The sequence below is a fragment of the Microbulbifer jejuensis genome, assembly GCF_047289955.1.
Taxonomy (GTDB): Bacteria; Pseudomonadota; Gammaproteobacteria; order Pseudomonadales; family Cellvibrionaceae; genus Microbulbifer.
Map to the genome: position 1 here is coordinate 29965 of NZ_JBLBUB010000018.1, position 21953 is coordinate 51917.

General features: G+C 57.3%; 13 protein-coding genes and 2 rRNA genes. 12 read left to right on the forward strand and 3 right to left on the reverse strand.

Annotated elements, in window-relative coordinates:
- Positions 1-167: 167 nt before the first annotated feature.
- The 4 genes from ACL7TT_RS12810 (at position 168) to ACL7TT_RS12825 (ending at position 7500) form a co-directional block, all read left to right on the forward strand.
- Positions 168-3052, forward strand: a 23S ribosomal RNA gene (locus ACL7TT_RS12810).
- 207 nt (positions 3053-3259) lie between these two features.
- Positions 3260-3375: ribosomal RNA gene (gene rrf / locus ACL7TT_RS12815) — 5S ribosomal RNA — on the forward strand.
- A 525-nt stretch (positions 3376-3900) separates the two neighbouring features.
- Positions 3901-4941, forward strand: coding sequence for an EF-P beta-lysylation protein EpmB (epmB, locus tag ACL7TT_RS12820; protein WP_413395914.1), 1041 nt, complete (start codon positions 3901-3903; stop codon positions 4939-4941).
- 471 nt (positions 4942-5412) lie between these two features.
- A complete protein-coding gene (locus ACL7TT_RS12825; RefSeq protein WP_413395915.1) occupies positions 5413-7500 on the forward strand; it encodes a GGDEF/EAL domain-containing response regulator in 2088 nt (695 codons plus the stop codon).
- Between the two features lie 66 nt (positions 7501-7566).
- Here the strand turns inward: ACL7TT_RS12825 and ACL7TT_RS12830 are convergent, their stop codons facing one another.
- Positions 7567-9228 carry an alkaline phosphatase D family protein gene (locus ACL7TT_RS12830; RefSeq protein ID WP_413395916.1) on the reverse strand — a complete coding sequence of 554 codons (1662 nt, stop codon included), beginning with the start codon at positions 9226-9228 and terminating at the stop codon, positions 7567-7569.
- A gap of 307 nt (positions 9229-9535) precedes the next feature.
- Here ACL7TT_RS12830 and ACL7TT_RS12835 point away from each other — a divergent pair, with 307 nt between their 5' ends.
- Positions 9536-11479: a M1 family metallopeptidase gene (locus ACL7TT_RS12835; RefSeq protein WP_413395918.1), complete on the forward strand. Its 1944-nt coding sequence runs from the start codon at positions 9536-9538 to the stop codon at positions 11477-11479.
- Between the two features lie 286 nt (positions 11480-11765).
- On the opposite strand, the gene ACL7TT_RS12840 is transcribed toward ACL7TT_RS12835, so the two are convergent.
- The gene (locus tag ACL7TT_RS12840; protein ID WP_413395920.1) at positions 11766-11963 is read right to left on the reverse strand and encodes a hypothetical protein; all 198 of its coding nucleotides are present in this window, start codon (positions 11961-11963) and stop codon (positions 11766-11768) included.
- Positions 11964-12026: 63 nt separating this feature from the next.
- Positions 12027-13139 (reverse strand): phosphoserine phosphatase SerB, encoded by a 1113-nt coding sequence (gene serB / locus ACL7TT_RS12845; protein ID WP_413395921.1) that lies wholly within the window; start codon positions 13137-13139, stop codon positions 12027-12029.
- 373 nt (positions 13140-13512) lie between these two features.
- Here serB and ACL7TT_RS12850 point away from each other — a divergent pair, with 373 nt between their 5' ends.
- From ACL7TT_RS12850 to ACL7TT_RS12880, 7 genes are all read left to right on the forward strand, one after another.
- Positions 13513-14571: a hypothetical protein gene (locus ACL7TT_RS12850; protein WP_413395922.1), complete on the forward strand. Its 1059-nt coding sequence runs from the start codon at positions 13513-13515 to the stop codon at positions 14569-14571.
- 128 nt (positions 14572-14699) lie between these two features.
- Positions 14700-15116, forward strand: a complete 417-nt coding sequence (locus ACL7TT_RS12855; protein ID WP_413395924.1) for a MerR family transcriptional regulator — start codon at positions 14700-14702, stop codon at positions 15114-15116.
- Between the two features lie 100 nt (positions 15117-15216).
- The gene (locus ACL7TT_RS12860) at positions 15217-16386 is read left to right on the forward strand and encodes an isovaleryl-CoA dehydrogenase (protein WP_299947240.1); all 1170 of its coding nucleotides are present in this window, start codon (positions 15217-15219) and stop codon (positions 16384-16386) included.
- A gap of 117 nt (positions 16387-16503) precedes the next feature.
- Positions 16504-18111 carry a carboxyl transferase domain-containing protein gene (locus ACL7TT_RS12865; protein WP_413395926.1) on the forward strand — a complete coding sequence of 536 codons (1608 nt, stop codon included), beginning with the start codon at positions 16504-16506 and terminating at the stop codon, positions 18109-18111.
- A 72-nt stretch (positions 18112-18183) separates the two neighbouring features.
- On the forward strand, positions 18184-18981 hold the full coding sequence (locus ACL7TT_RS12870) for an enoyl-CoA hydratase/isomerase family protein (RefSeq protein WP_413395928.1): 798 nt from the start codon (positions 18184-18186) through the stop codon (positions 18979-18981).
- A gap of 5 nt (positions 18982-18986) precedes the next feature.
- Positions 18987-20990: an acetyl/propionyl/methylcrotonyl-CoA carboxylase subunit alpha gene (locus ACL7TT_RS12875; protein ID WP_413395929.1), complete on the forward strand. Its 2004-nt coding sequence runs from the start codon at positions 18987-18989 to the stop codon at positions 20988-20990.
- Positions 20987-21886, forward strand: a complete 900-nt coding sequence (locus tag ACL7TT_RS12880; protein ID WP_413395931.1) for a hydroxymethylglutaryl-CoA lyase — start codon at positions 20987-20989, stop codon at positions 21884-21886. Before ACL7TT_RS12875 ends, ACL7TT_RS12880 begins: the two co-directional genes overlap by 4 nt.
- The last annotated feature ends 67 nt before the right edge of the window (positions 21887-21953 follow it).

Sequence of the window (21953 nt, forward strand, 5' to 3'; positions counted from 1 at the left end):
GTAGGTGGCATATGCGAATCAGCGAACTGGTATGTTGTGTTTGCTGATGATTGCTGAAACGTAAGCTTGTGGAATTCACAAGTTTGCGGCCTAACACACGAACTCTCTGTGTGTATATGATAACTACTGTTCGAATGCAAAGTCGTTAGTAGTCGTTTGTGTTGTATGGTCAAGCGACTAAGCGTATACGGTGGATGCCTTGGCAGCTGGAGGCGATGAAGGACGTAGGAGCCTGCGAAAAGTCTAGGGGAGCTGGCACACAAGCTTTGATCCTGGAATGTCCGAATGGGGAAACCCACTCCTTTTAGGAGTATCCATAACTGAATACATAGGTTATGGAGGCGAACCCGGGGAACTGAAACATCTAAGTACCCGGAGGAAAAGAAATCAACCGAGATTCCCTTAGTAGCGGCGAGCGAACGGGGATTAGCCCTTAAGCTTTTTATGTTTTAGTGGAAGGTTCTGGAAAGTACCGCGATACAGGGTGATAGCCCCGTACACGAAAAGGCATTTAGAGTGAAATCGAGTAGGTCGGGACACGTGTTATCTTGACTGAACATGGGGGGACCATCCTCCAAGGCTAAATACTCCCAGCTGACCGATAGTGAACCAGTACCGTGAGGGAAAGGCGAAAAGAACCCCGGAGAGGGGAGTGAAATAGATCCTGAAACCGTATACGTACAAGCAGTAGGAGCCCTTCGGGGTGACTGCGTACCTTTTGTATAATGGGTCAGCGACTTATTGTCTGTAGCAAGGTTAACCGCTTAGGGGAGCCGTAGGGAAACCGAGTCTTAATAGGGCGTTTAGTTGCAGGCAATAGACCCGAAACCCGGCGATCTATCCATGGGCAGGTTGAAGGTTGAGTAACATCAACTGGAGGACCGAACTCACTAATGTTGAAAAATTAGGGGATGACCTGTGGATCGGAGTGAAAGGCTAATCAAGCCGGGAGATAGCTGGTTCTCCTCGAAAGCTATTTAGGTAGCGCCTCGCGTCTCACCCTCGGGGGTAGAGCACTGTTTGGGCTAGGGGGTCATCCCGACTTACCAACCCCATGCAAACTCCGAATACCGAGGAGTGCAATCGCGGGAGACACACGGCGGGTGCTAACGTCCGTCGTGGAAAGGGAAACAACCCAGACCGCCAGCTAAGGTCCCAAATATCAGTTAAGTGGGAAACGATGTGGGAAGGCCCAGACAGCTAGGAGGTTGGCTTAGAAGCAGCCATCCTTTAAAGAAAGCGTAATAGCTCACTAGTCGAGTCGGCCCGCGCGGAAGATATACCGGGGCTCAAACTGATAACCGAAGCTGCGGATGCTAATTTATTAGCATGGTAGAGGAGCGTTGTGTAAGCCGCTGAAGGTCGACCGGGAGGTTGGCTGGAGGTATCACAAGTGCGAATGCTGACATGAGTAACGATAAGGGAGGTGAAAAACCTCCCCGCCGGAAGACCAAGGTTTCCTGTCCAACGCTAATCGGGACAGGGTTAGTCGGCCCCTAAGGCGAGGGCGAAAGCCGTAGTCGATGGGGAACAGGTTAATATTCCTGTACTTGCTATTGCTGCGATGGAGTGACGGAGAAGGCTAGGCCAGCATGGCGATTGGTTGTCCATGTTTAAGGTTGTAGGCTGGGGACTTAGGTAAATCCGGGTCCCTAAGGCTGAGAATTGATGACGAAGCTCACCTTGGTGAGTGAAGTGGTTGATGCCCTGCTTCCAGGAAAAACTTCTAAGCTTCAGGCAATAGTGAACCGTACTCTAAACCGACACAGGTGGTCAGGTAGAGAATACCAAGGCGCTTGAGAGAACTCTGGTGAAGGAACTAGGCAAAATGGTACCGTAACTTCGGGAGAAGGTACGCCGGCTTTGGTGATGAGACTTGCTCTCTAAGCTGAGGCCGGTCGAAGTGACCAGGTGGCTGCGACTGTTTATTAAAAACATAGCACTCTGCAAACTCGTAAGAGGACGTATAGGGTGTGACGCCTGCCCGGTGCCGGAAGGTTAATTGATGGGGTTAGCTTAGGCGAAGCTCTTGATCGAAGCCCCGGTAAACGGCGGCCGTAACTATAACGGTCCTAAGGTAGCGAAATTCCTTGTCGGGTAAGTTCCGACCTGCACGAATGGCGTAACGATGGCCACGCTGTCTCCACCAGAGACTCAGTGAAATTGAAATCGCTGTTAAGATGCAGTGTACCCGCGGCTAGACGGAAAGACCCCGTGAACCTTTACTACAGCTTTGCACTGAACTTTGAGCCTATTTGTGTAGGATAGGTGGGAGGCTTTGAAGCAGTAACGCTAGTTATTGTGGAGCCGTCCTTGAAATACCACCCTGGTATGTTTGAGGTTCTAACCCAGGTCCGTGATCCGGATCGGGGACAGTGTATGGTGGGTAGTTTGACTGGGGCGGTCTCCTCCCAAAGAGTAACGGAGGAGTACGAAGGTGCACTCAGCATGGTCGGAAATCATGCAATGAGCATAATGGTATAAGTGCGCTTGACTGCGAGACAGACATGTCGAGCAGGTACGAAAGTAGGTCATAGTGATCCGGCGATTCTGTATGGAAGGGTCGTCGCTCAACGGATAAAAGGTACTCCGGGGATAACAGGCTGATACCGCCCAAGAGTTCACATCGACGGCGGTGTTTGGCACCTCGATGTCGGCTCATCACATCCTGGGGCTGAAGCCGGTCCCAAGGGTATGGCTGTTCGCCATTTAAAGTGGTACGCGAGCTGGGTTTAGAACGTCGTGAGACAGTTCGGTCCCTATCTGCCGTGGGCGTTGGAGATTTGAGAAGAGTTGCTCCTAGTACGAGAGGACCGGAGTGAACGAACCTCTGGTGTTCCGGTTGTCACGCCAGTGGCATTGCCGGGTAGCTAAGTTCGGACGGGATAACCGCTGAAAGCATCTAAGCGGGAAGCCTCCTTCAAGATTAGATCTCCCTGACTCCTTGAGAGTCCTGAAGGGCCGTGGAAGACTACCACGTTGATAGGCTGGGTGTGGAAGCGCTGTGAGGCGTTGAGCTAACCAGTACTAATTGCCCGTGCGGCTTGACCATACAACAGAGATGGTTACTAACGGCTAGTGAAGCTAGTGGATTGTGGAGAGAAAGACACACAATAAGCGACTTGCGGTGTATTACTACAGAATGTTTTACCGAATTATTTGGGGTTATCGCCGGTCAACAAACTGACCGAGGCAAACAGTGATAACGTGGCAGGCAGAGCCCAGGCTCTTAAGACCAACGCCAACCCAAGCCAGTTTGCCTGACGAACATAGAGTTGTGGAACCACCTGATCCCTTGCCGAACTCAGAAGTGAAACGCAGCATCGCCGATGGTAGTGTGGGGTCTCCCCATGTGAGAGTAGGTCATTGTCAGGCTTCTAAAAAAGAAAACCCCTGCAGGGAATCCTGCAGGGGTTTTGTTTTTTTGGATACAGGGAGCTGGTTTTTGCTACCGGGCAGCGCATAGCGCTGCCATGTGACAAGCTATGCACCGCAGGTGCAGGCTTGGTACGACAAAGGCGCCCAAAGAGTGGCGAGCAGGGCTCGTCACACACTGAGGTCATTGTCAGGCTTCTATTACAAAGCCCTGGGCATTCGTGCGCAGAGCTTTTTATTTATCTTAAACCGTGCGGGAATGCCAGAGCTGCGGCACTCACTGTGTTTTCAAGCTGCTTTTACCCCTTGAAAGCTCCCTGAGTAATGGCTTAACAAGCCTTGCTGCCACTTGTTGAAAATGTGCTGATCTAGGACATAGAGTTCTGGTTAAAGAGTTTTATTTTTGGATGTCTTGGGGTGGTGCTGATTGGGGGCAGTGAAGCGCGTTATAAAATCGCGGGTGACTGAAGGCGCCTGAGCCCGTCAGCGAAACTGCTACAATGCTCTTTTCTACTGTGTGTCCCTATGATGAAACTCCCAGTTGTCGACAATGGGTTTATCGATGCCTGCGAATCCCGCCGCTGGCAGGGCGAGTTGTCGGATCTGGTTACAGACCCTGCTGAATTAATACAGCTTTTACAACTGGACCCGGCCCAATTACCCCAGGCGCTAAGCGCTGGCCGGCAATTCCCCCTGCGGGTGCCGCGTGGATTTATCCAGCGTATGCGTCGCGGAGATCCACATGACCCCCTGCTGTTGCAGGTGCTGCCCACAGCGGCGGAGCTGCGGTCGCCCCCCGGTTTTAGTGCCGATCCTCTGCAGGAGGGGCAGGTGAATCCCCAGCCGGGCATTGTGCACAAGTATCACGGGCGGCTGCTGCTGATTGCTGCCGGACAGTGTGCGGTGAATTGCCGCTACTGTTTTCGCCGGGCTTTTCCCTATGGGGACAACCACCTGGGCCGGCACCAATGGGTGACGGCACTGGAATATATCCGTGCCCATACTGAGTTGCGCGAAGTGATCCTGAGCGGTGGCGACCCTCTGGTATTGAGTGATCGCCAACTGGCCTGGTTGTCCAGCGAGCTGGCGCAAACCCCCCACCTGAACACGCTGCGGGTGCACAGCCGCCTGCCAATAGTGACACCCAGCCGGATCACCGATGCCCTGCTGTCCTGGTTCACCAGTTCGCGCCTGAAACCGGTGCTGGTGTTGCATTGCAATCACGCCAATGAGATTGACGCTGCAGTGCGTGCAGCAATGGCGCGACTGCGTGATGCCGGGGTTGTCCTGCTCAATCAGGCAGTGCTGCTAAAGGGTGTGAACGACAGCTGTGAGGCCCAGGAGCAGCTCTGTGAAGCCCTGTTTGCGGCGGATGTACTGCCCTACTACCTGCACCAGCTGGACAGAGTCAGTGGCGCCGCCCATTTTGAGGTTTCCGATGAAGCAGCGCTGACCATTACCGCGCAGCTGCGTCATCGCCTGCCGGGGTATCTGGTGCCGAAACTGGTACGGGAAATACCCGGTGTTCGGGCCAAATCACCGCTAGAGGGCAGAGCGGGAGAGTGATACGGGAATAAACAGAAAACCGCGCTGCCTGAGCGGAGAGGAACCCAGGGAAAGTGCCGATTTGCGGGTGTAGGATTTGGGCTGTCGGTATTTCCACTACGCCCAACCCAGTTACTTTTGTGCGCCCATCGTCTCTACGGAATCACTATTCACCCAAAGGCCCGGTCTGTCTGCCACAGCCTATTGCGGTCCTGCCCTTGAATGCTTGGCATCACTTGCTTGATACCATCCGCACGACAAGGGCAACGGCCGGCCCCGGACACAGCAACACCCTTTTGATCCAATAGCACCCACTCGCCGGTAGTGTTGCTGGCTGCTAAAAATGCAGGAGCCCGTTTTTTGGCAATAGAGGGATTTGTGTGACATACGTCACGCCTGCCATTCAGATGTGTTCTTGTATGCCACCACCGTGGCCCCCTAAACTTACCGCTCGCAGTAGCGGTGCACTGCTTTGGGCAAATAGAGTAAATAATGAGTAGCAACGACACTATCCGACTTCTCCTGATACACGACACCCCATCAGAGGCCCAGCGCCTGGTGAGCATGCTGCACAATGCGGGCCGCCCAAACCGGGCCCAGCATGTCACCAGCGATGCGGTATTTACCCGGTTGCTACAGGACAAAACCTGGGACCTGATCATTGCGGCGGAGGGCAGCACCCAGGTCCCTCCGGCCTTGGCTCTGCGCACTATCAGCAAGCTGCAGAAGGATGTGCCCCTGATTATCCTGACCGAACGCAGTGGCTCTTTGCCGGTGGTGGAAGGGTTGAGGCTGGGCGCGCGGGATGTGGTGACTGTGGACGAGGACCAGCACCTGCTACTGATTATCCAGCGCGAGTTACTGTCACTGGACAACCGCCGGCGGGCACGCCTGCACGACAGCCGCTACCATGCCACTTTGCGGCGTACCCGGGAATTGCTGGACAGCTCCAAGGATGCGTTTGCCTATGTATCCGATGGTTTGATTGTCTATGCCAACGATTCCTTTGCCGAGTACTTTGGCTATGCAAGCGGAGGTGACGCGGAGTACCAGCCCATCATCGATATGCTCGCGGAAAATGAAGGAGAAGAGGCGCGGCAATTTCTCAAACGCTGTGCCATTGACAATAACGAAGTCGAAGCGCAGGAGTGGCAATTTACCGCGAGAAGCGCGTCTGGCAGTGGTCCGTTGCCGGTTCGTGCCGAAGTGCTCAGCACAACCTATGATGAAGAGCGCTGCTTGCAGGTGCGTATTGCGGCGCGCAGGGCGGATACCGAACATCTGGAGGCCCAACTCAGCGATATCAAGAACCGCGACCCGCTCACAGGGCTGTTTAATCGCCAGCACTTCCTGCATCTACTGGATGCTACTATCCAATCCGCTACGGACTCCCGCAGCACCGGTGGCCTGATGTTTATCCAGGTGACCCGCTTTGAGGAGGAAGTACAGAAAGTTGTGGGTGTGGCCGGCGCCGATGCCTTGCAGAAGGCGATGGCGGAACTGTTGCGCAGTTGCCAGCGCAGTGGCGACACCCTGGCGCGCTATAGTGATGACAGTTTCTGTCTGCTCACCCCAGACACCACGCCGGACAGTGCCGAGCAGCGTGCACGGGAGATGTTGAAAAAGATTTCCGATACCATTTTCGATGCTGCGGGCAAAACACTGCAGATAACCGTTTCCATTGGTATCTCCCTGTTGAGCGAGGCTTCCAGTGGGGCCCAGCAGGTACTGGAACAGGCACTGGTGGCGCACCGGCAGGCGCTTGGTGCAGACAGCGGAGAGGGCAGCTTTGCCCTGTATGAACCCAACACAGACAGCGGTGCCGATGTGGAAACCTACCACCGCGCGCGCGTGGTACAGGCTCTTGAAGCGGGCAACCTGAAGTTGCTTTACCAGCCTATCCTGAGCCTGCAGGGCACCGGAGAGCAGATGTATGAAGTGCTGGTGCGTATGCTCGACAACAAAGTGGAGCTGGCGCCATTGGCTTTCCTACAGGAATTGGGCGATGCGGGCCTGTCGGCAAAAATGGACCGCTGGGTAATTCTCACCGCGATCAAGGCAGCTGCATTCCGTGTGGAGGGCAAAAATGTATCACTGATGCTGCATATCACCACGGCCTCTCTACTGGACAACAGCCTGCCGGGGTGGTTGGCGGTGGCTTTTAAGGCGGCCAGGGTTTCGCCGGGCTCGGTGGTCTTCCAATTGCGCCAGGAGGACATTACCAGCAACCTGCACTCGGCACGGGAGTTTACCAACCGGGTACAGCAGCTTGGCTGCCGGGTGGCGGTGTGCCACTTTGGTACCGGCTTGAACCCCTTTAAGGCCCTGGAGCATGTGAAGGTGGATATCGCCAAGATAGACCCCTCGTTTGTGCGCGAAGTACAGGATGAAGGGGAGAGCAGTGCGTCCTTGGCCGGGCTGGTACAGCGCCTGGGCGAACTGGATACCAAGGTAATAGTGCCCCATATCGAACAGGCCAGCATGTTGCCCACCCTGTGGCAGACCGGCACCGACTATATCCAGGGCTACTATGTACAGGCCCCGGCGGAGGAGATGCGTTTCGACTTCAACCTCGACTGACTGCCAGCGCATCTGCACCAATACAGACAACCGCGCAGCCTCACCGCAAGGCTGCGCGGTTTTCCCCTAACCCTTGTAGCGTGTGCGCAGGGCGGCGATGGCGTTCTGCGCCAGGGCACCGTAGCCCGGTGCCGGCGGTGGTGCGTTGCCGGGGCCTGTGCTCTCGTTCCAGGCGCGCTGGATATGGTTGTAACCGGCTTTCTGCTTGTACATTCTGGCCAGGGTGGTGCTGTAGTTTTTACTCCTGACCGTGTTCACGTGATACCAGTGGGCCTTGGCACGGGAATGGGAAATATCCATTAACAGGTAACCGCGCTGGGTAATGTCCACCCACTTCAAATGCGGGATCAATCCGTCCAGGGCAATCGCGGCCACATCCGTTAACTGGGACTTGTCGAGGAAGCTGGAAGACACCCCGGGGGTCACAAACTCGCCGCCCAGTGCACCGCGCCCGGTCAGTGGGCCATAGTCGAAAATACTGAAGGGGTTGCTTGCCAGATCCCAGGCCCAGGAACTGTGGATATCCCCGGTAAGTACGACAAAGTTCTCGATATTGTTTTGGCTGATATGGTTAAACAGGCGGCTGCGCGCAGCGGTATAGCCGTCCCACTGATCCATATTGATGGAGAAATCCCTGGCCAGGGTGAGCTGCGCCATCATCACCTGTTGCCCCAGCACCCGCCAGCGCACGCCGTCGGACTGGGACCGGGTCAGGCTGCGGTACAGCCACCCTTCCTGTTGCTGGCCGAGGAGACTACGCGCCGGGTCGTCGGCACTCCCCTGGTCAAACCAGTTGGCCTGTTTGTCCCGCGCAGCGATGCGGGTATCCAGCATCATCAGGTCGACCAGGTTGCCGAAACGAAACCTGCGGTAAATGGCTCTGTCTCCAAAGCGGTCCAGAATGCCATTGTCACGGATGGGCATCCACTCAAAATAGACGCGGTTTGCCACAGAGCGGCGTTCAAACCAGTCGCCTTCGCCGCGTTCGGGATTATGATTTTCGGCGCCGCCAGCCCAGGCGTTATTGGTGGTCTCGTGGTCATCCCACACACAGATAAACGGGTGCTGGCGGTGCACTTCCTGCAGGTCAGGGTCGGAGCGGTACTGGGCGTAGCGCTGGCGGTAGTCCTGTACAGTGACCATTTCTTTGGCTGGAATCGGCTCGCGCTCCAGCCCGGCATTGGTACCGAAGCCGCCGGGGCCGTACTCGTAGAGGTAGTCACCCAGGTGTAGGACCACATCCAGATCCGGTCGCAGAGCGATTTCCCGATAGACGTTGAAGTAGCCCATGGGGTAGTTGGAGCAACTGGTCACCGCGAAGCGCAGGCGATCCAGATGGCCAATGGGCAGGGTGCGGGTGCGGCCGATGGGTGAATCCATGCTGTTGGAGTAAAAACGGTAGTAGTAGGTGGTGCCCGGCTGCAGCCCGCTGGCGTCCACCTTGATGGTGTAGTCCGCTTCCGGGCCGGTGACGCCGCCGCCACTGTTGACGAGCAGGCGCATTTCCGGGTCCAGGGCGACCTGCCAACTGTAGGGCACCGTGGATTGAAAGAGCGGATCGCTGGACGGACTGATTCTGGTCCACAGGATCACGCGGTCCGTCAGTGGGTCGCCACTGGCTACGCCGTGCTGAAAAGGTTGATGACCGGATCCGTACGCTTTCAAGAGGGGCAGTACTGCGAGGCCGGCGCCGGAAAATTGTAGAAACCGCCTCCGGGACAGGGACATGGGGTCCTCCTTTATAGGTTTGTTATGAAAGGGCCTACAGTCTGTGCCGGGAAAGTGAACACTGTGTTAACTGCGGGTCAGCTTTGTCCCGCGAGCGCATGTTTAGTCGGAAATTTCGTCCAGAAGAAACGAAAATGAGACATTCGTCTAATTTTATGGCCTCAATAAGGATTAAAGAGGGATGGGTGCGGCTGCCGTCGGGGGCGGAAATCTTGAGATACATCCTGCAGAGGCTTGAATGTATCGCATGCGGGCACACTCGGGTATCCTGTGCTCCGATGAAAACGGAACCCTTGGGAGTAGATCCATGTTGCCCCGCTTACTTTGCACCAGCCTGATTGTCGGCGGCCTCGCCGTAGCTGCTGGGTGCTCCAAGACAGAGCCGTCCAAAACTGAAGCCGAGAGCGCAAACGCACCGGTTAAAGCGGCCGCTGTGATAGAAAAGAAAACTGCCGCAGACAAGACGCCGGAATCCGGTGTGGATTACCACTCCTTCGCCAACAGCAACGACTACCAGGTACAGCACCTGGACCTGGACCTGACTGTGGACTTTTCCCGCAAGGTCCTCGAAGGTATAGCCACGCTGGACTTCAAGCGCCTCAACGGCAAGAAGCCGCCGATGGTGCTCGATACCCGCGAGCTGGAAGTGCTTTCCGTCACTGCCAACGGCACGCCGGTGCCCTTCTCCATGGGAGAGAAGGACAGCAACCTGGGCACCCCGCTGAATATTGAATTGCCCGAAGATGCCACCAGCGTGACGATCCGCTACCGCACAGCGCCGGGCGCTTCCGGTGTGCAGTGGCTGGAACCGCAGCAGACCGCCGGCAAGCAGCATCCGTTCCTGTTCACCCAGGCCCAGGCCATCCACGCGCGCAGCTTTATCCCGCTGCAGGACTCCCCCAAAGTACGCATCACCTACAACGCCACAGTGCGTACGCCGAAAGCACTGCGTGCGGTCATGAGCGCTAACAACGACCCGCAGGCAGCCAAAGACGGCGTCTACGAGTTTGAGATGCCCCAGCGTATACCCTCCTACCTGATCGCCCTGGCTGTGGGCGACCTGCAGTTCAAGCCCATGGGTGCGCGCACCGGTGTCTACGCCGAGCCCGCTCTGCTGGAATCTGCGGCGGCGGAGTTTGCCGATACCGAATCCATGCTGGAAGTGACCGAGAAGGCCTACGGTCCCTACCACTGGGATCGCTACGACTTGCTGATCCTGCCGCCCAGTTTCCCCTTCGGCGGCATGGAAAACCCGCGCCTGAGCTTTATCACCCCGACGGTGATCGCCGGCGACAAGAGCCTGGTGGCCCTGATTGCCCACGAACTGGCCCACTCCTGGTCCGGCAACCTGGTGACTAACGCCAGTTGGCGGGACCTGTGGCTGAACGAAGGCTTCACCACTTACCTGACCAACCGCATCATGCAGTTTGTATACGGTGATGAACGCTACCAGATGGAAATGGCCCTGGGTTACGACGACTTGCAGGCAGATCTGGCCGATAAAGAGCCCCGCGATGAGATTATGGCCATCGACTTGCGCGGCCGCGATCCCGATGAGGTCTTCTCTAACATCCCCTACGAGAAAGGCTCCCTGTTTCTGTACGAGTTGGAACAGAAAGTGGGCCGCGAGGCGTTTGACCGCTTCCTGATGGAATACTTCAACCACTTTTCCTTCCAAAGCATCACCACCGAGGACTTTGTGCAGTACCTCGACGAGACCCTGCTCAAAGAGCATGGGGACAAGCTGGATCGCGCGCGTATTCATGAATGGATCTTCGAACCGGGTATTCCCGAAGGTGCGCCGCACCCGCAGTCCGATGCTTTCACCAAACTGGACCCGGTACGCCAGCAGTGGCTGGAGGGCAAGCTGGCGGCGAAGGATATCGACACCAGGGGCTGGACTTTCCACCAGTGGAAGTACTTTCTCGACGGGATGCCGGAGAAACTGACCGATGCGCAGTTGAAGGCGCTGGACAGCGCCTTTGACCTGACGGAATCCCGCAACAACGAAGTGGCCTTCAGCTGGTTGATGATTGCCGTGCGCAATGACTACGAACCGGCGTTCGAACGCCTGGAGCACTTCCTCACCAGTATCGGGCGCAACAAGTTCCTGCGTCCGCTGTACCGCACAATGGTGGAAACGGGCAAACAGGATATGGCGGAGCGCATTTTTGAACAGGCCAAGGCAGGCTACCATCCGCTGTCGGTAAAAGTGAACAGCCAGGTAATTTACGGTAAAAAAGGGGGTTGACCACGCTTTGTGCCAATGCCCGCGACCCTGGCGGTGCCCCCGCCGGGGCCTTTCGCCCGGCCACCGGGCACGCGCGATGCTGGCCTGACCCGAGCGGTTCGCCCTTTTCTTTATTCACTGCTTGGTCCTTGGAGAGCCGCTAGTGGATCGGTGTAAGGGCAGTGAGTGAGCTTCAAGATACCCACGGTTGGGTCTTTTTCCAATGGTGATAAACAGCTGTAATCGCGTGTATAGCAAATTGGTGCAAAATAACAATTTCGACGCCAATTTTCTGGCGCGAAAACCATTAATCTGCTATCAAAAGTGACGCGCTTTGCGTAATCTGCCGCTCGATAAATATCCATTCAGGCAAGGAGGTACGCATGTATAGGCGGCTATTGTTGGTGGCTTTTCTCGGGCTGTTTTTAGTTGGCTGTAACCAGGATGCGCCGAAAGCCTGTTCCGACAGCAGCGAACGACGCTCGCTTCCGTTTCCCCACGCCATGCTCTGATTCTCCTTTGGGTGGTTGAAACCGCGATCAAACCGGCAATCTATTGGGTTGCCGGATTAACTGGCGAGTTTTTCTATCTGCCGGTCATTCAGGCCGAACAGGTACAGCGCCGCATCCAGTCCAAACAGGTTAATGACTTGCGGTGCTTCCAGGCGCACTTTGGGTTTTGGATGAATGGCGATGCCCAGCGCGCCCAGGTGTAGCATCGGAATATCGTTGGCGCCATCGCCCATGGCAACCACGCTTTCAGGGCCCAGTTCCAGTTCTTGCGCCCTGGCCTGCAGCAGCGCCCGCTTGCGCAGGCCATCGACAATCGGCTCCACCACTTCACCGGTGAGTACACCGCCGGAAAATACCATTTCATTGGCGTGCACAAAATCCACTGGCAAGCGTTCTCTCTGCAGATAGTTGGCGAAGTAGGAAAAGCCCCCGGTGAGGATTGTCGTCTTGCAACCCAGTGCCCGCAGGCTGCTGAGCAGTTTATGGGCACCTTTTTTCAGCGGCAGTTGCCGGGCAATTTCCGCCAGGCGCTGCTCGGAAAACCCCTTGAGCAAAGCCATGCGTCTTTTGAAGCTTTCGCAGAAATCCAGGTCTCCACTCATCGCGGCCTGGGTGATGGCGGCAACCTGATCGCCAACCCCGGCAATTTTGGCCAGTTCGTCGACCACTTCGGCGTCGATCAGGGTGGAGTCCATATCGAAGCCGGCGAGTGCCGGGACTTTTTGGCTGGCACCGGACTGTAAAACCAGGTCGGCGCCCAGGGTGTCGGCCATATGCATACAGGCATTGCGGGCTGTGGATAACTCGATTTTACCGTCAATCTGAAAGCGGATTACGGTGCGCACCAAACTCTGCGAAAGGGTATCTACCGCGGTAACGGTCCACTGCTGTTCAGCAAAGAACTGTAGCAACCGCTGTAATTGCGAGAGTCTGGGCGAGGCGGACAACAGCGTGATACACCAGGGAGTCCGAACCGCTGCAGGCGCTTCGGCCATTGGGGAAAATGCACATCTGGCCATACCCGCGAAGGGTTCGCTGTGTGAATACTCAAGACCCAGGCGTGCATAGTGGCCCTCGAAAGTTAAGTAGCGCAGGGTGCAATCCAGGGGAGGCTGGGTAATTTGTGCCAGTGGCAGGTGGAATTCTTGAGAGTTGGTGGGATTATTCATGACAGGGCGCCCCGGGATAAAAGAATTGGGTATCGGCGCATTATAGCTTTTGACACGATCTTCGCTAAAATCGCCGCCAGGTAATCCGAGATGGGGCCAATCGGGGGGAATACGCCCATGACAACGCGCCCCGCCTCAGGTACAGATGTTATCCATAGGCCCCTGGGGAGGGGCCTGTTTGCCGGGCCTATCACGGCCGTTGAAGGCATTTTCAGTGTCTCGTCACAGGCCCGTTCCAGCCTGTCCGCGTACCTGTAGCAACACTTTGCAGGTAATCAATGATCAGGCTGGAGCGCACGGCTGACGGGCAGGGTAAACGAAAATAGGCAAGCAATACTTGCTGCACTTTATGTCGGTATCGATGATTTTTTTATTGCGAAAAGCGTCCGCCCGGGTTGCTCAATTATTTCAGCAGGCTCGCCACCGCCTGCTGGCGGGGGCTGTATGGCTAACGCTGGCCATTTTTTGCAGCGCGGCCCTTGGGCACTACTATAGCCAGCGTTACTCCGCCGCTGTGGAAAGGGACGGAGATTCGGCGCGCGCCGCGGCTGGTTTTCTCGCCGGGCAGAGTCTCGAGCTGATTGTGGCCGGTGATCGTATCCGTATGCAGTTATTGGCGAGACAACTGTTGGCGTTACCCGCCATCAGTGGTATCGCTATTGAGGATGTGGAATCCAATACCCTGGCGGAAGTGGGTGACCTGAAACGCGGAGAGGCCATCCATGTGCCTGTGGTGCTGCACGACAGTATTGCTGGCAATGTCACTGTGACTCTGGTGCCGGGAGGCAACCTGGCTTTCCCCTGGGCCACCCTGCTGTTGATCCTGGTATTTGCCCTGCCGTTTAGTGCAGTGGCAGCACTGTTGATCGACGGCTTTTCCGCCCCGTACAGCCTGCCGGCGGAGAGGGCGCAGCCATCGCCGGATGCCCCTATAGAAAATGGAGACAGTGTGGGTCTGTACCTCCGCCCACTGAACTGGGCGCAATTGACCAACCAACTCAGCCGAAGCGCCCTGGAGGGAATACAGCGGGCGTTGGATGGTCGCATGGCGTTGCTGCGGCGTATCTATGATGCCCATCCATTGAGTTGCGCCGGGCCACAAGTTGGCCTGGGCTTTTCCGGTACCGATGCGGCGTTTCGCGCAGTCTGTTGTGGCCTGCTGTTGCGGGAGATGCAAAGTATCAGCCGCACCACCGGCCTGAAACTGGCGCTGGCAGTGGCGCCCTGTGCGCCCGATTCACCAGACTTCTCCGCCGAACAGTTGCTAAACCAGTCGCGTGGGCTGTTCCTGCACCCGGAGCTGCTGGAGGACAACGCCCTGGCGGGGCGGATCGAGCATCACGGTGCTGGCTGGACTCTGGAAGTGACCGGCCTGACGCCCACCTACCAAAAGCTGCTCAACAACCAGCTGCAGCAGCTACTGAGCGCCTGATCAATCCGCTTCCTCACAGCCGTGGGTTAGTGACTCATTGCCCTTTTGCAGACATGTTTTGGTGTCTGCTTTACGTTTACGTTAACGTAAACTCTTGCTAGGCTTTGCCGTACCGAGAGGAAGTACTTATGAAAACCGACGCCAGCACCCCGGAACCCCTCAACTACAGCATCTCGGAGCTGGCGCGGGAATTCGATATCACCACCCGCACCATTCGTTTTTATGAGGACAAGGGTCTGCTCAAGCCGAAGCGCCGTGGTCAGACCCGTGTTTACAGTCCTGAAGAACGGGTGCGTCTGAAGCTGATTCTGCGCGGCAAGCGGCTGGGTTTCTCCCTGGATGAGAGTCGCGAGATTATCGATATGTACGACCCCGCCCACGGCAATCTGGAGCAATTGCAGCGCCTGTTGAAACACATTGCCCAGAAACGCGCGCATCTGCACCAACAGTTGCGGGATATTGAGAGCCTGATGGGTGAACTGGACGAGGCAGAAGCCCGTGCAAAAGCGGCACTGGTGCAGAGCCGTGTAAAGGGGTCCCCCTGAACTGCCCGGTATTCACCCGGGGCTGAGTGGTCGTTGCGCACAAAAGCTGCTAGCGGCCATTTGAAGAAGTAGAGCAATTTAAAATTTTAGTGGAGCCACTATGAATACCTCCTACCCAACCCTGAACTTCGGCCTCGGTGAAGACATCGACATGCTCCGTGACATGGTCTACAAGTTCTGCCAGGCGGAGCTGGCCCCGCGCGCGGCGCAGATCGATGAAGACAACCTGTTCCCGGTGGACATGTGGAAGAAGTTCGGCGAGCTGGGCCTGCTGGGCATGACCGTGGAAGAGGAGTTCGGTGGCTCCAATATGGGTTACCTGGCCCACGCTGTGGCCATGGAGGAAATCTCCCGCGCGTCCGCCTCTGTGGGTTTGTCTTACGGTGCCCACTCCAATCTGTGTGTCAACCAGATTCGCAAGAACGGCACCCGCGCGCAGAAACTCAAGTACCTGCCCAAGCTGTGTTCCGGTGAACATGTGGGTGCGCTGGCCATGAGTGAGCCCAATTCCGGCTCCGACGTGGTGAGCCTGCAGTTGCGCGCTGAGCAGCGCGGTGACCGCTTTATCTTGAACGGCAATAAAATGTGGATCACCAACGGTCCCGATGCCGATACCTATGTGATCTATGCGCGCACCGAGCCGGGCATCAGTTCCGGTGGTATTACTGCGTTTATCGTCGAGCGCGGTGTTGCCGGTTTCTCCCAGGCGCAGAAACTCGACAAGCTGGGTATGCGCGGCTCCAACACCTGTGAACTGGTATTCGAAGACTGCGAAGTGCCGGAAGACAATATCCTCGGCGAACTGAACGGTGGCGTGCGCGTATTGATGAGTGGCCTCGACTACGAGCGCACCATTCTTTCCGGCGGTCCGGTAGGTATTATGCAGGCGTGCCTGGATGTGGTTGTGCCCTATATCCACGAGCGCAAGCAGTTCGGCAAGGCCATCGGTGAGTTCCAGCTGATGCAGGGCAAGATTGCGGATATGTACGCCGACCTGAATGCCAGCCGCTCTTATCTTTACACCGTGGCCCGCGCATGTGATCGCGGTGAGGATTCGCGCAAGGACGCCGCTGCGGTAATCCTGTTTACTGCAGAGCGCGCAACACAGATGGCCCTGCAGGCTATCCAGACCCTGGGTGGCAATGGTTACATCAACGAGTACGCCACCGGTCGCCTGTTGCGCGATGCCAAACTTTACGAAATCGGTGCGGGCACTTCGGAAGTGCGTCGAATGCTGATCGGTCGCGAGCTGTTTAAAGAGACCCGTTAAGGTTGGGCGTCTCTTCTCGCCGCCGGTGCCTGCCGGTGGCAGCTGTCTCCAGTCGGGCACCGCGGCATAGGCCGCGCCCTGTGGAGGTCTTTTCTCCGGGAAAGTGAATCAGATTTTATGAATCAGTTGCAGAGTAAAATAAACACGCGCGATGCCGCCTTTAGTGACAACCGCGAGCAGATGCAGGCGCTGGTGGCAGACCTGCGCGAGAAAGTGGAAGCTATCGCCCAGGGCGGCGGCGAACGCGCAAGGGAAAAACACCTGGCGCGGGGCAAATTATTACCGCGGGACCGCATCGATGCGCTGCTCGATCCGGGCAGCCCATTTCTGGAATTCTCCCAACTGGCCGCGCACGATGTGTACGGTGAGGAGGTTCCCGCGGCGGGCATTATTACCGGCATTGGCACCGTATCCGGCCAACCCTGTGTGATCGTCGCCAACGATGCCACGGTGAAAGGCGGCACCTACTATCCGCTCACGGTAAAAAAACATCTGCGCGCACAGACGATTGCCGAGCAGAACAACCTGCCGTGTATTTACCTGGTGGACTCCGGCGGTGCCAACCTGCCGCGCCAGGATGACGTTTTCCCGGATCGCGAACATTTCGGCCGGATCTTTTTCAACCAGGCCAATTTGTCTGCACAGAATATTCCGCAGATCGCGGTGGTCATGGGTAGCTGTACTGCCGGCGGTGCCTATGTACCGGCCATGGCAGACGAATCCATTATGGTGAAAGAGCAGGCCACCATCTTCCTGGCGGGCCCGCCCCTGGTAAAAGCGGCCACTGGTGAAGAAGTTTCTGCCGAGGAACTCGGCGGTGCCGAAGTGCATTGCCGCACCTCCGGGGTGTCCGATCACTACGCCAATAACGATGTGCATGCTCTGCAGTTGGCGCGTCGCTCAGTGGCGCGTCTGAATCGTATCAAGAACCCGGATCTGGATATCCAAACGCCGGTGGAGCCGATTTATCCGCCGGAAGACATTTACGGTGTGGTGCCGAAAGATTCGCGTCAGCCATTTGATGTGCGTGAGATTATCGCGCGGGTGGTGGACGGTTCTGAATTCGATGAATTTAAAGCGTTGTACGGCACCACCCTGGTCACGGGGTTTGCCCGTATCAATGGTTACCCGGCGGGCATCGTCGCCAACAACGGTATTCTGTTTGCGGAGAGCGCACAAAAGGGTGCGCACTTTATTGAGCTGTGCGCACAGCGCAAGATTCCGCTGGTGTTCCTGCAAAATATCACCGGTTTTATGGTGGGCAAACAGTACGAGGCGGGCGGCATTGCCAAGCACGGCGCCAAGATGGTGACAGCCGTGGCCACCGCCAAGGTGCCGAAAATCACCCTCCTGATCGGCGGCTCTTTCGGTGCCGGTAACTACGGCATGTGTGGCCGCGCCTATGACCCCAACTTTTTGTTTATGTGGCCCAACGCGCGTATCTCCGTGATGGGCGGTGAGCAGGCGGCCGGCGTGCTGGCACAGGTGAAGCGCGACCAGATGGCAGCGCGGGGTGAATCCTGGAGTGAAGAGGAAGAGCGCCAGTTTAAACAGCCGATTGTGGATAACTACGAGCACCAGGGTCACCCCTACTACGCCTCCGCGCGCCTGTGGGATGACGGCGTTATCGACCCGGCGGATACCCGCCGCGTGCTCGGCCTGTGCCTGGCGGCGGCCACCCATAAGGCGCCGCAAGAGACCCGATTCGGCGTGTTCCGCATGTAACCAAACCGTGGTTTGCGGCGGGGGTGATAGAACGCCACGGCGCAAAAGAGACGCCCCATTCGAGGAATGACAATGAGCGATAAATTGCTGTGCGAAGTGGATAGCGAGGGTGTGGCCACGGTCACCCTGAACCGCCCGGAAATCCACAACGCTTTTGACGATGCACTGATCCATGCCTTGGCTCACACTTTTGACACACTGGCACAAAACCCCGCAGTGCGCGTGCTGGTACTGGCCTCCAATGGCAAGAGCTTTTCCGCCGGCGCCGACCTCAACTGGATGAAGCGCATGGCGACTTATTCGGAAGAGGAAAACCGCCGCGACGCCGCTGCGCTCGCCGCCATGCTGTACAAGCTCGACACCTTCCCCGCGCCCACCATCGCGCGGGTACAGGGCGCCGCTTTCGGCGGTGCCGTGGGCCTGGTGAGTTGCTGCGATATGGCGGTGGCCACTGAGCGCGCCAGCTTCTGCCTTTCTGAAGTCAAAATTGGACTGCTGCCCGCCACTATCAGCCCCTATGTCATCAATGCTATCGGCACCCGCCATGCGCGTCGTTATTTTGTCACAGCGGAGCGTTTCTCCGCTGTGCGCGCCGAGCAGATCGGATTGGTGTCTGAAGTCTGCGCCGAGGGCGAGCTGGATCTGCATGTGCAGCAATTGGTGAACGCCATTGCCGATAACGGCCCCAAGGCGGTTGCCATGGCCAAGCAACTGGCTATGTCCATGTCCAACCGAGTTATCAACGATGAATTGCAGGGCCAGACCAGCGCGCTGATCGCTGCCGTGCGCGTATCGCCGGAAGGGCAGGAAGGGTTGAGTGCGTTTTTGGAAAAGCGTGCACCCAGTTGGATGCATGGTAGCGAAGGGTAATTTTTATGATTCGCAAACTGTTAATAGCTAATCGCGGCGAAATTGCCTGCCGTATTATCAAGACCGCCCGCCGCCTGGGGGTGGCCACTGTCGCGGTGTATTCCGATGCGGATGCCGACGCCTTACACGTGCAGATGGCGGATGAAGCGGTGCGCCTGGGCCCGGCCCCGGCCAGGGATTCCTACCTGGATATCGACAAGGTGCTGGGTGCGGCCAAGCAGACCGGCGTCGATGCCATCCATCCGGGTTATGGTTTCCTGTCGGAAAATGCCGGGTTCTGCCGCGCCTGCGATAGTGCCGGCATTATTTTTGTCGGCCCGCCCACCGGCGCGATTGAGGCTATGGGCTCCAAGTCCGCCGCCAAGCGCATTATGGAAGAGGCCAATGTACCCCTGGTGCCCGGTTACCACGGCACCAACCAAAATGCAGAGCTGCTGGAAGGCCATGCCAATCGCATCGGTTACCCGGTATTGCTCAAAGCCGCCGCCGGCGGTGGCGGCAAAGGTATGCGCCGTGTCGATAGCGCCGATGCATTCCACCAAGCGCTGGCCGCTGCCAAGCGCGAGGCTATGAACGCCTTCAGTGATGACATCATGTTGCTGGAGCGCTACGTGGTGAGCCCTCGCCATGTGGAAATCCAGGTGTTCTGCGATCAGCAGGGCAATGGCGTCTACCTGTTCGAACGGGATTGCTCTGTACAGCGCCGCCACCAGAAAGTGGTGGAAGAGGCCCCGGCACCGGGGATGACCCCGGAGCTGCGCGCCCGTATGGGGGAAGCGGCACTGCGCGCCGCCCACGCCATCGGATATGTGGGGGCTGGCACAGTGGAATTCCTGCTGGATGCCAGCGGTGCCTTCTACTTTATGGAAATGAACACCCGCCTGCAGGTGGAGCACCCGGTCACAGAAATGATCACAGACCAGGACCTGGTGGCCTGGCAGCTGGCAGTCGCTGCCGGTGAGTCTCTGCCTTTGAGCCAGGATGAGTTGCAGATCAACGGCCATGCCATGGAAGTGCGCATCTACGCCGAAGACCCAGATAACGATTTCCTGCCCGCTACCGGCGTGTTGGTACGTCACCAGCCGCCGGCGGAAGGCGAGGGCGTGCGTGTGGATACCGGTGTGCAGACTGGCGATGAAATCAGCGTGCATTACGATCCCATGATCGCCAAGCTGATCTGCCACGGCCGCACCCGCAAAGAGGCCCTGGCCAAGCTGGACCGCGCCCTAAGCGATTACCAGATCGCCGGTGTGCGTCACAATATCGAATTCCTGCGTCGGGTGATCAATCACGAGGCTTTCGCCGGTGGTCGTGTTTCCACCCATTTTATTGAGGACTTTGAGGCGGAAGTACTGCATCGGGAGCAGACGTTGACTCCGCTAAAGTGCGCCGCTATTGCCGGATACCTGCAGCAGCGCGAAGAGCGGGATCTGCGCAACAGCGCCCCACAACGGGACCGCTACTCCCCCTGGCACAATGGTGATAACTGGCGCAATGCCCTCGCCGGCAGCCGTACCCAGACCGTGGATTACCGTGGCCACCACGCGCAGATCCGCTTTGTTGCCGAAGGCGACAGCCTGCGCTGGATCTGCGATGCCTTGTGCGGGGAGAAAAATAGCGGCGAGATTCGCCTGCTGCCGGGCCGTGACCTAATGCTGGTGGATGGCTGCCGCATGAGTTTCTCCGCTGTGAATACCCGCGATGGCGGTGCTGTATTTATCGATGGCACGCAAGTGGAATTTAGGTTGCTGCCGCCGGATATCGGCGAGAGCAACGACCAGGCCCATGGCCTCGACGCCCCCATGAACGGCACTATTATTTCCCTGCTGGTAGAGCCCGGCTCGGTTGTGGAAAAAGACCAGCCGCTGCTGGTGATGGAAGCGATGAAAATGGAGCACACCCTGCGCGCTCCCGTTGCCGGCACCGTACATCAATTTTTCTGTGCCGAAGGTGAGCTGGTGGATGGCGGCAGCCTGCTGGTAGATTTTGCAGAGGGGGCGCAATCATGAACCTGCCCAAGCACGTCAAAATCGTGGAAGTCGGGCCTCGAGATGGCCTGCAAAATGAAAAGCAGCCCATCTCCGTGGAAACCCGTATCGCCCTGGTGGACAAGCTCAGTGCCAGCGGTCTGTCGATTATTGAAGCCGGCAGTTTTGTCAGCCCCAAGTGGGTACCGCAAATGGCCGCCAGTGAAGCAGTACTGGCGGGTATCCAGCGCAAAGACGGCGTGGTCTACAGCGCACTGGCGCCAAATTTAAAAGGCTACGCGCGCGCACTGGAAGCCAAGGCTGATGAGGTCGCTGTATTTGGCGCCGCCTCAGAAGCCTTCACCCAGAAAAATATCAACTGCAGCATCAATGAGAGCCTGGAGCGCTTCCGCCCGCTGGTGGAGAAAGCACAACAGGACGGCATCCCCGTGCGCGGTTATGTCTCCTGCGTGCTCGGCTGCCCCTACGAGGGTGAGATTGACCCGGTCAAAGTGGCCGAGGTCAGTGCCGCTCTGTTGGAGATGGGCTGCTACGAGATTTCCCTCGGCGATACCATCGGTGTTGGCACCCCGGAAGCGGCCAAGCGTATGCTGGAGCAGGTGATGGCCAGTGTACCCGTGGGAAAACTCGCGGTGCACTTCCACGATACCTACGGCCAGGCCCTGGCCAATATCTACGCCGCCCTGCAAATGGGTGTCGCGGTAGTGGACTCTGCCGTAGCCGGCCTAGGGGGCTGCCCCTATGCCCGCGGCGCCTCCGGCAATGTCGCCAGTGAGGATGTACTCTATATGCTCAACGGCCTGGATATCGAAACCGGCGTGGATTTACAGTTACTGGCAGAGGCTGGCAACTTTATTTCTGAGCAGTTGGGACGTGAAACCAACTCACGCGTGGCCAAAGCCTTGTCGTCCCATTAATCTTCTTCGGTATGTTCTTGTTCCCCAAAGTGGTCTTTTGCCAAATTTGCTTTAGCAGCCTGCTAAA